We start from the raw sequence: 12,104 nt of genomic DNA on the forward strand, positions 1-12,104 counted from the left end.
CGTAGCCGCCATCCGGCAATTGTGCCGCGGAGATAATGCCGGATGGCGCGTTACACGCTTATCCGGCCTACGGGACAGGTGAACGGAACCCTTCCACCGAGGTAATCCCATTGCCGGATGACGCGTACCGCTTATCCGGCCTGGGCGGTTTCAGCTGCATGATGCTGCGGCCTACTGCACCGCATACTTCCCATCCAGCTTGCTGTAGCCAAGCCCGTTTATCTTCTTCACCTTAATCTGCACCGGAATACGCTCCTTCATCGCCTCAACGTGGCTTATCACGCCGATAGTTTTCCCGGTGGCGTTTAACGCATCGAGCGCATCCAGCGCCGTATCCAGCGTCTCGCTATCCAGCGTGCCGAAGCCCTCGTCGAGGAACAGCGAATCAATACGCGTTTTATGGCTCACCAGATCGGAGAGCGCCAGCGCCAGCGCCAGGCTCACGAGGAAGCTTTCGCCGCCGGAGAGCGTACGGGTATCGCGCACCGCATCCGCCTGCCAGGTATCGACCACCTCCAGCTCCAGCGCGTCGCTCACTTTGCGTTTGAGCAGATAGCGCCCGTGCAGGCGGGTCAGCTGGTTATTCGCCAGCCAGACGAGGTTATCCAGCGTCAGCCCCTGGGCGAATTTACGGAACTTATCCCCCTCTTTGGAGCCAATCAGCGCATTGAGATGGCCCCAGTCATCGCAGCGGGCGCTGGCATGCTCAATCTGCTGTAGCACTGTCTGCTGGCGTTTGCGGTTATCCGTATCCTGTTTCAACTGCTGGCGCACCTCGCCCTGGCCAGTGGTGTTCTCGCGCAGCTGTCGCGCAAGCTGCTCCAGCGTCGGTGCGGTGCTCTCCACGCTGGCATCCGCCGCAAGCCCGGCGGGGCGCTGCTGCTGATGGTCAGTGAGCGCCTGCTCCGCACTTGCCGCCAGTGCCTGTTTCTGCTGGCAATCACCCTCCAGCGTCTGGCGCAGCTGCGCAAGGCGTTGATGCTCGCCATCATCAAGCAGAGCGCGGAGGAAGGCGTCGCAATCGTCAAAAATGCTCGCCGCCAGCGCATCGTTAAATGCCTGCTCAGATTGGCGCTCGCTCTCTGCCACCTGCGCCAATTGCTGATGCAGGGTTTGCCACTGGCTTTGCAGCGCCAGGCAGGCATCGTGCACGTTGCGCCACCCCTCCAGCGACACGCGTGCCTCGCCAACGGCGATATCGTCTTCGGGCAGGGTTTCAAGGATTGGTGCAAGCTGCGCCAGCTGCTCCTGCAACGCGGTAAGCTGCTGCTGATGCGCCTGCCACTGCTGCGCTTCATCGGCGCGTGCGGCCAGCCACGACGCTTCATCGTCTTCGGCGGGCAGCGCCAGATCGAGTTCTGCAAGGGTGGCGGCCAGGCTTTCGCGGCGGCGCTCAACCGCCTGCTGATACTGCTCGCTCTGCTGGCGCAGCTCATTGATCTGCTGTTGCAGGGTGAGGCGCTGATTGAGCAGATAAAGCTGATGCTCATAGGCATCCTGCGCGCTTTGCCAGCTGTTGAGATCGCGCTGCGGCTCAAGGGTGACGTTCAGCGCGGCGCAGGCCTTTGCCCACGCCTCAAGCCAGCTGCGCTCCTCTTCCTCAAGCAGTTTCGCTTCGCGCTCATCTTTCTCGTAACGCTCGGCAAGGCCTTTTAACCGCTCACCGAGCGCCACGCCCGCTTCCTTCATGGTGCGCACTTCCAGATCGAGTGCATTAAAGCGCGTCTGATTGACGCCCGGCTCGATAGCCTGATAGTGGGCGACCGCCGGGTGTTCCGTTGCGCCACACAGCGGGCAGGGGTGGCCGGGCTGGAGGCGCGCGCGCTCGCTTTCGAGATCCTTAATCCGGCTCTCCAGCTCGCAAATGGTGCGCACCTCGCTCAGTAACTGATTCTTCTCTTTATACTGCTCGCGTTTGTGCGCCAGCTCGGCGGTCAGTTTCTCCTGCTCCGCTTTCAGATCCAGCAGGCTCTGCTGGCGCTGGCTCAACTGCTTGCGCAGCGGCGCATAGCGGGCGTGCAGGGCGGTAAGCTGCTGGCGCAGCGGGCGGTTTTGCGCGCAGAGCGCCATCGCCGCCGCTGTCTCCTCAAGGCTCATCTCAAGGGTGGAGAGTGGCAGGGTGCGCAGGCGCTCCTGCTGGCTCTGCACCCGCTGCTGCGCCGCGAGCCACTGCTTTTTCTCCTCCGCCAGCTGGCTGAAGAGCGCCCGCCAGCCGGTTAACTCACTCTGCCAGCGCTGGAAACGGGCATGCTCGTTTAACCACGTCTCCAGGGTTTGCCGCGACGTAAGCAGCGAGGCTTGCTGCTGCGCGGCGCTGGCGCGTATCTGCGCGCGCTGTAACAGGCTGGCCTGTAAGCGAGTATTCACTTCCTCGCTCTGCGTGCGGGTACGCGTCAGGGTTTTACGCTGCTCCTCAAGCCGCTCCCACAGCGGGCGAAGCTGCTGCGCCGGTTGCGCCAGTTCAAGAGCGGCAAGCTGCGGCCTGGCGTCATTACGCGCCTGCAGCGCCTGCGCCAGCGTCGCTTTTGCCCGCCCGCGCGCCGCTTGTAGCTCTGCTTCACGGGTAAGCCACTGCGCCTGCGCCTGCGCGCTGCGCTGGGCGCTCAGCAGCGTCTGCTCTTCGTCAGTCAGTACTTGCAAACGTTGCTCAAGCTGCGCCCGCTGCTCGCTGTCCAGCAGCACGACGCCCTCGGCCTGCGCGCGCAGCTGTTCCAGTTCGCCTTTGGCGCTTTTATGCTTCTCAAACACCATCGCCGAAATCTGCCCGTAGATCTCGGTGCCGGTCAGCTCCTCCAGCAGTTCGGCGCGCTCGCGCGGTTTGGCGTTGAGGAATGCGGCGAACTGCCCCTGCGAGAGCAACATGGAGCGGGTGAAACGGCCATAATCCAGCCCGGTGAGCGAGGCGGTGAGATCGAGCTTATCTTTGACCTTATCGGCGAGGATCTTCCCCGTTTCGCAAAGTGCCAGCTCGACGCGCGGGGCCTGTAAATTGCCATCCGCCAGCCCGCGGGCGCGCGTCTGGCTCCAGAAGGCGCGATAGGCTACCCCTTTGACTTCAAACTCCACCTCCGCCAGACACTCGGCGGTATCGCGGGTCATCAGGTCGTTTTGCGACTGTGACAGGGTGCTAAGACGCGGCGTTTCGTGATAGAGAGCAAGGCAGATGGCATCCAGCAGGGTGGTTTTCCCGGCCCCGGTGGCCCCGGTAATGGCGAACAGCCCGTTGCTGGCGAACGGCTCTTCGGTAAAGTCGATTTTCCACTCGCCCTTCAACGAGTTGATATTTTTCAGCCGTAAACTGAGGATCTTCATGCGTCGTTCTCCTCATCCAGTGCCTGGCGGGTCTCGCTGAACAGCGTATGTAAGCGCGCACTCTGCATCTCGTCGAGCTCCTCCTGTGCCAGCCTGCGGTCAAAGACCTCTTCCACTTTCAACTCGCTCAATGTTTCACGCAGTTCACCGGCGAGCAGACGGTCGCGCAGCTCGCGGCTGCGGCGCACCAGCAGCACTTCGACGGGCAGATCTTCCGTCACCTGCTGGATCTTGCGCTGCATATCGACCAGATAGTCGCTGCTGACAATCTCAATATCGAGCCACACCGGCGGTGTAGCGGGGGCATCACGCCACTGCTCAAGCTGGCGGCAGATATCGGCAAACTCGCCCTTAATCACTGCCAGTGGCTGAGTGGCGGGCACGTCAATAGTGGTGACTTCTGCCAGCTTGCCATCGGCGAAGGTCACCAGATTGACTCCTTTGCTTTTTCCCGTCTCATCAAAGCTCAGTGGGATCGGTGAGCCGCAGTAGCGAATATGCTCCGTGCCGCCGATTTTCTGCGCGCGATGGATATGGCCGAGCGCGATGTAATCCGCCGGGGGAAAGTTTTGTGCAGGGAAAGCATCCAGCGTGCCGATATAGATATCACGCACTGCGTCACTTTTACTCGCGCCAACGGTGGTCAAATGGCCGCTGGCGATAATCGGTAACGGCTTATCGCCGCGCAGGTCGCAGGCGGCCTGATACTGCTGCTGATAGTAGTCGGTGATGGCTGCCAGCAGGTGCTGCTGCTTTTGCTGCCCGGACATCCCCGCCTGGCTGACGGTAATGTCGCGCGGGCGCAGAAAGGGCACCGGGCAGAAGACCGCACCGGGTTCGCCGTCGCGGCGATAGAGCAGAAACGGCGCAACGCCCGCGCTGGCAACCACGGTGGTGTTGAGATAAGCGAGGATCTCTTTTGATTCATTGAGGGTTGCCACGGAGTCGTGGTTGCCTGCCAGCACGATTAACTGGCAGCCGGTGCGCTGCAAATTGACCACAAAGCGGTTATAGAGCTCGCGGGCGTAACTTGGCGGCGATCCGGTATCGAAAATGTCGCCCGCCACCACGATGGCGTCGACCTGCTGCTGCCCGGCCGTGGTTAACAGCCAGTCCAGAAAAGCGCTGTGCTCGGCGGCGCGACTTTTGCTGTAGAAGTTTTGGCCGAGATGCCAGTCCGATGTGTGAAGAATGCGCATAGTGATCCCGTGGCAAAAAAGCATAACGGCGATTATAAACATTAAGCGGGTCAGGGACATCGCCTGGCGCAAATTTGCGTTGTCACAATCGCGCGGGCTGGGTCATATAGCGGTCATGTTATTCATAAATCTGTCATAAAACTGACGCATAATGGCGACGCTATTTATACTGCAGACTAATTAATACAGGGCGAATGATGGCGAGACGAATTCTGGTCGTGGAAGACGAAGCACCGATCCGTGAAATGGTGTGCTTTGTGCTCGAACAAAATGGTTTTCAGCCGGTTGAAGCTGAAGATTTTGACAGCGCGGTAAACCAGCTTAATGAACCCTGGCCGGATCTGGTGCTGCTGGACTGGATGTTACCCGGCGGGTCCGGCATTCAATTTATCAAGCACCTGAAGCGCGAAGCGATGACCCGCGATATTCCGGTGATGATGCTCACCGCGCGCGGTGAAGAGGAAGATCGCGTTCGCGGTCTTGAGACGGGCGCAGATGACTACATCACCAAGCCCTTCTCGCCGAAAGAGCTGGTGGCGCGCATTAAAGCCGTGATGCGCCGCATTTCGCCGATGGCGGTGGAAGAGGTGATTGAGATGCAGGGCTTAAGCCTTGATCCCTCCTCCCATCGCGTTATGACCGGCGAAAATCCCCTCGATATGGGCCCTACCGAATTTAAACTCTTACACTTCTTTATGACCCACCCGGAGCGCGTTTACAGCCGCGAACAGCTGCTGAACCACGTCTGGGGCACCAATGTCTATGTTGAAGACAGAACCGTAGACGTGCATATTCGTCGTCTGCGTAAAGCGCTGGAAGGGAGTGGACACGACCGGATGGTGCAGACGGTACGCGGCACGGGATATCGTTTTTCGACCCGTTTCTGAAATTTGACAGGAGTGTGACGCGTGCTGGAAAGGCTGTCATGGAAAAGGCTGGTGCTGGAGCTCCTCCTTTGTTGTATCCCCGCCTTTATTCTGGGCGCGATGTTCGGCTATCTGCCGTGGTTTTTGCTGGCGGCAGTGACCGGGCTTCTGATCTGGCACTTCTGGAATCTGCTGCGTCTCTCCTGGTGGCTATGGGTCGATAAAAGCATGACGCCGCCGCCCGGCACCGGCAGCTGGGAGCCGCTGCTCTATGGCCTGCATCAGATGCAGATGCGCAATAAAAAGCGCCGCCGCGAGCTGGGCAACCTGATTAAACGCTTTCGCAGCGGCGCTGAGTCGCTGCCGGATGCGGTGGTATTGACCACGGAAGAGGGGATGATCTTCTGGTGTAACGGCCTTGCGCAACAGCTGCTGGGGCTGCGCTGGCCCGATGATAACGGGCAGAACATCCTCAACCTGCTGCGCTATCCCGAATTTACCCAATACCTGAAAAGCCAGTCCTTCAGCAAACCGCTCAATCTGGTGCTTAACAACGGTCGCCACTTAGAGATCCGCGTGATGCCCTACAGCGAGCAACAACTACTGATGGTGGCGCGCGATGTCACGCAGATGCACCAGCTGGAAGGGGCGCGGCGTAACTTTTTCGCCAACGTCAGCCATGAGCTGCGTACGCCGCTAACGGTGTTGCAGGGCTACCTTGAGATGATGCAGGAGCAGACGCTGGAAGGCGCGCCGCGCGAAAAAGCGTTACACACCATGCGCGAGCAAACCTCGCGGATGGAGGGGCTGGTGCGCCAGCTTCTGACCCTGTCAAAAATCGAAGCTGCGCCGACCCATGGCGCAAATGAAGTGATTGATGTGCCGATGATGCTGCGCGTGGTGGAGCGGGAAGCGCAAACCCTCAGCCAGCAGAAACAGAGCTTCAGCTTTGAAATCGACAGCCAGTTGAAAGTTCTGGGCAGTGAAGAGCAACTGCGCAGTGCCATCTCCAATCTGGTCTATAACGCCGTGAATCACACCCCCCCCGGGACGCACATTATCGTGCGCTGGCAGCCGGTGGCGCACGGCGCGGAGTTCAGCGTTGAGGATAATGGGCCGGGGATCGCCGCCGAGCATATTCCGCGCCTCACCGAGCGTTTCTACCGCGTGGATAAAGCGCGCTCGCGCCAGACGGGCGGCAGCGGGCTTGGGCTGGCGATAGTCAAGCATGCGGTTAATCACCACGACAGCCGCCTTGATATCAGCAGCACGCCGGGCAAAGGGACGCGTTTTAGCTTTGTCCTGCCGGAACGCCTGATTGCCAAAAACGCCCACCCATAACCACCTTGTCAGCTTATCTTTCCGGCGGCTCGTTACGGCGAGCCGCTCTGCCTCGCCTCATCCCGCGCCTGCAACGTAGTTTGTACGGTTGTTGCTTTTTTGTTCGCACGATCAGCCACGTGTTTTTCTGATAAATAGAGTTTTTCACTGGCTGGTTTCTACTGTTTAGTATAACTATCTGGTTTTGCGATCCCGACTTGCCTTTAAACGTTATAAGCGTTTAAATTGCGCCCCATGCATTGTCAGACCGACTGTGTTTGCGTGGTAAACCGAAAAACTATTCTTCGCCACGCAGTGCATTAAGCATTTCCCGCTGATTTAACGCGTTAATGATGCGTTATTGTCCGGTGCGGAGAGGCTAATTATTCAACATATTTACGACACCACATCCACAGGCAGTAAACATTATGACCCATCACTTAAAACCGCGTGACATCATCGCGCTGGGCTTTATGACCTTCGCGCTGTTTGTTGGCGCAGGTAACATCATTTTTCCTCCAATGGTCGGCTTACAGGCGGGTGAATTCGTCTGGACGGCGGCGCTGGGCTTCCTGATTACTGCAGTGGGCCTGCCGGTGCTAACGGTGGTTGCGCTGGCGAAAGTGGGCGGCGGCATTGATAGCCTCAGCACCCCGATCGGCAAAGTCGCTGGCGTGCTGCTGGCAACGGTCTGCTATCTGGCCGTGGGGCCGCTGTTCGCCACGCCGCGTACCGCAACCGTTTCGTTTGAAGTGGGCATCGCGCCGCTGACCGGCGACGGCTCTATGGCGCTGCTGATCTACAGCCTGGTCTACTTTGCGCTGGTGATCCTGGTCTCTCTCTATCCGGGCAAACTGCTTGATACCGTTGGCAACTTCCTCGCACCGCTGAAAATTATCGCCCTGACGATTCTGGCAATCGCCGCGCTGGTGTGGCCGGCCGGTCCGATCAGCCACGCGCTGGAAGCCTACCAGACCGCGCCGTTCTCTAACGGTTTCGTCAATGGCTACCTGACGATGGATACCCTCGGCGCGATGGTCTTCGGGATTGTTATCGTCAATGCCGCCCGTTCGCGCGGCGTGACCGAAGCGCGTCTGTTGACCCGCTACACCGTCTGGGCGGGCCTGATGGCCGGTGTTGGCCTGACGCTGCTCTACCTGGCACTCTTCCGCCTCGGTTCGGACAGCGCGACGCTGGTCGATCAGTCCGTTAACGGCGCGGCGATACTGCATGCTTACGTCCAGCACACCTTTGGTGGTGCGGGCAGCTTCCTGCTGGCGGCGCTGATTTTCATCGCCTGCCTGGTGACGGCGGTTGGCCTGACCTGCGCCTGCGCAGAGTTCTTCGCCCAGTACCTGCCGCTCTCTTACCGTACGCTGGTCTTTATCCTCGGCATCTTCTCAATGGCGGTCTCTAACCTCGGTCTGAGCCACCTGATCCAGATTTCGATTCCGGTGCTCACCATGATCTATCCGCCGTGTATCGTGCTGGTGGTCTTGAGCTTTACCCGCTCTTTCTGGCATTGTTCCACCCGCGTAATTGCGCCGACCATGTTTATCAGCCTGCTTTTTGGTATCCTTGACGGCGTGAAAGCCTCCGCGTTTGCTGAGCACCTTCCGCTCTGGACACAGCGCTTACCGCTGGCGGAGCAGGGCCTGGCCTGGCTGTTGCCGAGCCTGGTGATGGTGGTTCTGGCCGCTATCTGGGATCGCGCGGCGGGACGTCAGGTGACTTCCAGCGCGCATTAACAGCAGCAAGCACGGTTTGTTGAACCACGGGGTAGCGCACTCTGTGGTTTTTTATTTTTTGTGATGAATAACGGCAGTGGAAACGATGGAAAGTACGAATAAGCTGAAGCGTGGGCTAAGTACCCGCCACATTCGCTTTATGGCGCTGGGTTCAGCGATCGGCACCGGGCTGTTTTACGGCTCCGCGGACGCCATCAAAATGGCCGGGCCCAGCGTGTTGCTGGCCTACATTATCGGCGGGGTCGCGGCGTATATCATTATGCGTGCGCTGGGCGAGATGTCTGTGCACAACCCCTCCGCCAGCTCCTTCTCACGCTATGCGCAGGAAAACCTCGGCCCGCTGGCCGGTTATATCACTGGCTGGACCTACTGCTTTGAAATTCTGATTGTCGCCATCGCCGACGTTACCGCCTTCGGCATCTATATGGGCGTCTGGTTCCCGACGGTGCCGCACTGGATCTGGGTGCTGAGCGTGGTGCTGCTGATCTGCGCCATCAACCTGATGAGCGTAAAAGTCTTCGGCGAGCTGGAGTTCTGGTTCTCCTTCTTTAAAGTTGCCACCATTATCATCATGATCGCCGCCGGTTTCGGCATCATCATCTGGGGTATCGGCAACGGCGGGCAACCAACCGGCATCAGCAATCTCTGGAGCCACGGCGGCTTCTTCAGTAACGGCTGGCTGGGCACGGTGATGGCGCTGCAAATGGTGATGTTCGCCTACGGCGGTATCGAAATCATCGGTATCACCGCCGGTGAAGCGGAAGAGCCGGAGAAGTCGATTCCGCGCGCCATCAACTCGGTGCCGATGCGTATTCTGGTGTTTTATGTCGGCACGCTGTTCGTGATTATGTCGATCTACCCGTGGAACCAGGTGGGCACCAACGGTAGCCCGTTTGTGCTGACCTTCCAGCATATGGGCATCACCTTTGCCGCCAGCATCCTGAACTTTGTCGTGCTGACCGCTTCCCTGTCGGCGATCAACAGCGATGTGTTTGGCGTCGGGCGTATGCTACACGGCATGGCGGAGCAGGGTAGTGCGCCGAAGATGTTCGCCAAAACCTCCCGCCGCGGCATTCCGTGGGTAACGGTGCTGGTGATGACGCTGGCGCTGCTGATGGCGGTCTATCTCAACTACATCATGCCGGAGAATGTCTTCCTGGTGATTGCCTCGCTGGCGACCTTCGCGACGGTATGGGTGTGGATTATGATCCTGCTGTCGCAGATTGGTTTCCGCCGTCGCCTCTCGGCGGATGAAGTGAAAGCGCTGAAGTTTAAAGTGCCGGGCGGCGTGGCGACCACGGTTGCCGGGCTGATCTTCCTGGTGTTTATCATCGCGCTGATTGGCTGGCATCCGGAAACCCGCATTTCGCTCTATGTCGGCTTTGCATGGATTGTGCTGCTGCTGATTGGCTGGATGTTTAAGCGCCGGGCGTAATTTCTCCGGCGTTGTTTCGCCATCCGGAGTTATGCCTGATGGCGCTACGCTTATCAGGCCTACAAGTGCCGGGCTCTGGCTTTTGTAGGCCGGGTAAGGCGTAGCCGCCACCCGGCGTTGTGCCTGATGGCGCTACGCTTATCAGGCCTACGAGTGCTGTGCTCTGGCTTCTGTAGGCCGGGTAAGGCGTAACCGCCACCCGGCGTTATGCCTGATGGCTCTGCGCTTATCAGGCCTACGGTTTATCTCCCATTTTTCCGTCTTATCTCTGCGCCCCGTCTCTCAACCCCTTAAAAAAGTTGAAAGAAGGAGGCGGGTCGGGCCGAACGTTGGCTACAGTGATCCTGATTATGTAAAGGGGATCGTTGATGTTGAATGCATGGCACCTGCCCGTCGCGCCGTTTGTCAAAGCGCACCAGCAGCAGTTAATCATTAACCTCTGGCTGCGCGGCACGGATTTACCGTCGCGCGTCACGCTGCGAATTGAGATCGATAACGAAGAGACGCCGGTTGCAATGCACCGCGCGCGCAACACGACCAATAATGGCGTCACCCTCTGGCGCGCCGCCATTGATATCAGCAACGGCCAGCCGCGCCGCCGCTACAGTTTTAAGCTGCTGTGGGACGATCGCCAGCTCTGGTTTACCCCGCAGGGGTTTAGCCGCTTCCCGCCCGCCAGGCTTGAGCAGTTTGCCATCGATGCGCCCGATGAAGGCCCGGCGTGGGTCGCCGATCAGGTCTTCTACCAAATCTTCCCCGATCGCTTTGCCCGTAGCGAAGCGCGCACCGCGCAGCAAGATCAGCGTTACTGGCACCACGCCGCAGGGCGCGAAATTCGTTTTTGTGACTGGGATGAGCCGCTTACCGGCGAGGCGGGCGGGTCGACCTTCTACGGCGGCGATCTGGACGGCATCAGCGAAAAGCTGCCGTACCTGAAAAAGCTCGGCATCACCGCGCTCTACCTCAACCCGGTGTTTGTCGCGCCCAGCGTGCATAAATATGACACCGAAGATTATCGCCACGTCGACCCGCAGTTTGGCGGCGACGAGGCGCTACTGCGTCTGCGCCATAACACGCAGGAGAACGGCATAAGGCTGATCCTCGACGGCGTCTTTAACCACACCGGCGACTCCCACGCCTGGTTCGACCGCCATAACCGCGCCACCGGCGGGGCCTGCCATAACCCCGATTCGCGCTGGCGCAGCTGGTACAACTTTGATGAGAACGGCTACGCCCATGACTGGCTGGGCTACGCCAGCCTGCCGAAACTCGACTACCGCTCTTCGTCGCTGATTGAGGAGATCTATCAGGGCGAGGAGAGCATTGTGCGCCACTGGCTGAAAGCGCCGTGGAATATGGACGGCTGGCGGCTCGACGTGGTGCATATGCTGGGTGAAAACGGCGGGGCGCGAAACAACCTGCATCACGTAAGCGGCATCACCCGGGCGGCGAAAGAGACTCAGCCGCAGGCTTATGTGGTGGGCGAACACTTTGGCGATGCGCGCCAGTGGTTGCAGGCGGATGCGGAAGATGCGGCGATGAACTATCGCGGCTTTACCCTGCCGGTATGGGCGTTTCTTGCCAATACCGATATCTCCCTCGATCCGCAGAGTATCGATGCGCAGACTTGCGCCGCGTGGATGGATAACTATCGTGCTGCGCTGTCGCATCAGCAGCAGCTACGGATGTTTAACCAGCTCGACAGCCACGATACGCCGCGCTTTAAAACCATTCTCGGCAAGGATATCGCCCGCCTGCCGCTGGCGGTGGTGTGGCTCTTCTGCTGGCCAGGAACGCCGTGCATCTACTACGGCGATGAAGTAGGGCTGGATGGCGCGAACGATCCCTTTTGCCGCAAGCCCTTCCCGTGGGATAAAACGCAGCAGGATAGCCACCTGCTGGCGCTCTACCAGCGAATGACAAAGCTGCGCGCCCGTAGCCAGGCGCTGCGTCACGGCGGCTGTCTGGTGGTCTATGCCCGGCAGGATGTGCTGGTTTTTCTGCGCGTTTATCGCCAGCAGCGGGTGCTGATTGCCATTAACCGTGGCGAGGCGTGTGACGTAGTGCTGGAAGATTCACCGCTGCTGCAAGCGAAACAGTGGCGGCTTCTGGAAGGTACAGGTAACCTACAGGACGGCGTGCTGACGCTTTCAGCTATCAGCGCTTCTGTCTGGTCTGCCTCCTGAGCCTGCGTGCGGGGAGGCGGGCGTAACGTCTCCCCTTT

7 protein-coding genes are annotated in these 12,104 nt (G+C 59.4%); 5 read left to right on the plus strand and 2 right to left on the minus strand.

Going from position 1 to position 12,104, the window contains the following annotated elements:
• Positions 1-171: 171 nt before the first annotated feature.
• Both sbcC and sbcD read right to left on the minus strand, forming a co-directional pair.
• Positions 172-3,312: an exonuclease subunit SbcC gene (gene sbcC, locus IAE48_RS21405; protein WP_200135529.1), complete on the minus strand. Its 3,141-nt coding sequence runs from the start codon at positions 3,310-3,312 to the stop codon at positions 172-174.
• Positions 3,309-4,511: an exonuclease subunit SbcD gene (gene sbcD, locus IAE48_RS21410; RefSeq protein WP_200135530.1), complete on the minus strand. Its 1,203-nt coding sequence runs from the start codon at positions 4,509-4,511 to the stop codon at positions 3,309-3,311. The genes sbcC and sbcD overlap by 4 nt, the downstream gene beginning before the upstream one ends.
• Before the next feature lie 197 nt (positions 4,512-4,708).
• Here sbcD and phoB point away from each other — a divergent pair, with 197 nt between their 5' ends.
• From phoB to malZ, 5 genes are all read left to right on the plus strand, one after another.
• A complete protein-coding gene (gene phoB / locus IAE48_RS21415; protein WP_023481914.1) occupies positions 4,709-5,398 on the plus strand; it encodes a phosphate response regulator transcription factor PhoB in 690 nt (229 codons plus the stop codon).
• A 21-nt stretch (positions 5,399-5,419) separates the two neighbouring features.
• Complete coding sequence (gene phoR, locus IAE48_RS21420; RefSeq protein ID WP_042712186.1) at positions 5,420-6,718, plus strand: phosphate regulon sensor histidine kinase PhoR; 1,299 nt, start codon at positions 5,420-5,422, stop codon at positions 6,716-6,718.
• 407 nt (positions 6,719-7,125) lie between these two features.
• Positions 7,126-8,445: a branched-chain amino acid transporter carrier protein BrnQ gene (gene brnQ / locus IAE48_RS21425; RefSeq protein ID WP_042712184.1), complete on the plus strand. Its 1,320-nt coding sequence runs from the start codon at positions 7,126-7,128 to the stop codon at positions 8,443-8,445.
• A gap of 85 nt (positions 8,446-8,530) precedes the next feature.
• Complete coding sequence (proY, locus tag IAE48_RS21430; RefSeq protein WP_200135531.1) at positions 8,531-9,880, plus strand: proline-specific permease ProY; 1,350 nt, start codon at positions 8,531-8,533, stop codon at positions 9,878-9,880.
• Positions 9,881-10,248: 368 nt separating this feature from the next.
• Positions 10,249-12,066 carry a maltodextrin glucosidase gene (malZ, locus tag IAE48_RS21435; RefSeq protein WP_200135532.1) on the plus strand — a complete coding sequence of 606 codons (1,818 nt, stop codon included), beginning with the start codon at positions 10,249-10,251 and terminating at the stop codon, positions 12,064-12,066.
• Positions 12,067-12,104: the final 38 nt, after the last annotated feature.

This window comes from Kosakonia sp. S57 (assembly GCF_016516575.1).
Lineage (GTDB): Bacteria > Pseudomonadota > Gammaproteobacteria > Enterobacterales > Enterobacteriaceae > Kosakonia > Kosakonia cowanii.

What these genes read in the sequence shown, in the direction of transcription:
- sbcD (WP_200135530.1), bottom strand. Translation starts at nt 4,511, where the DNA reads ATGCGCATTCTTCACACATCGGACTGGCATCTCGGCCAAAACTTCTAC.
- malZ (WP_200135532.1), top strand. Translation starts at nt 10,249, where the DNA reads ATGTTGAATGCATGGCACCTGCCCGTCGCGCCGTTTGTCAAAGCGCAC.
- proY (WP_200135531.1), top strand. Translation starts at nt 8,531, where the DNA reads ATGGAAAGTACGAATAAGCTGAAGCGTGGGCTAAGTACCCGCCACATT.
- brnQ (WP_042712184.1), top strand. Translation starts at nt 7,126, where the DNA reads ATGACCCATCACTTAAAACCGCGTGACATCATCGCGCTGGGCTTTATG.
- phoB (WP_023481914.1), top strand. Translation starts at nt 4,709, where the DNA reads ATGGCGAGACGAATTCTGGTCGTGGAAGACGAAGCACCGATCCGTGAA.
- sbcC (WP_200135529.1), bottom strand. Translation starts at nt 3,312, where the DNA reads ATGAAGATCCTCAGTTTACGGCTGAAAAATATCAACTCGTTGAAGGGC.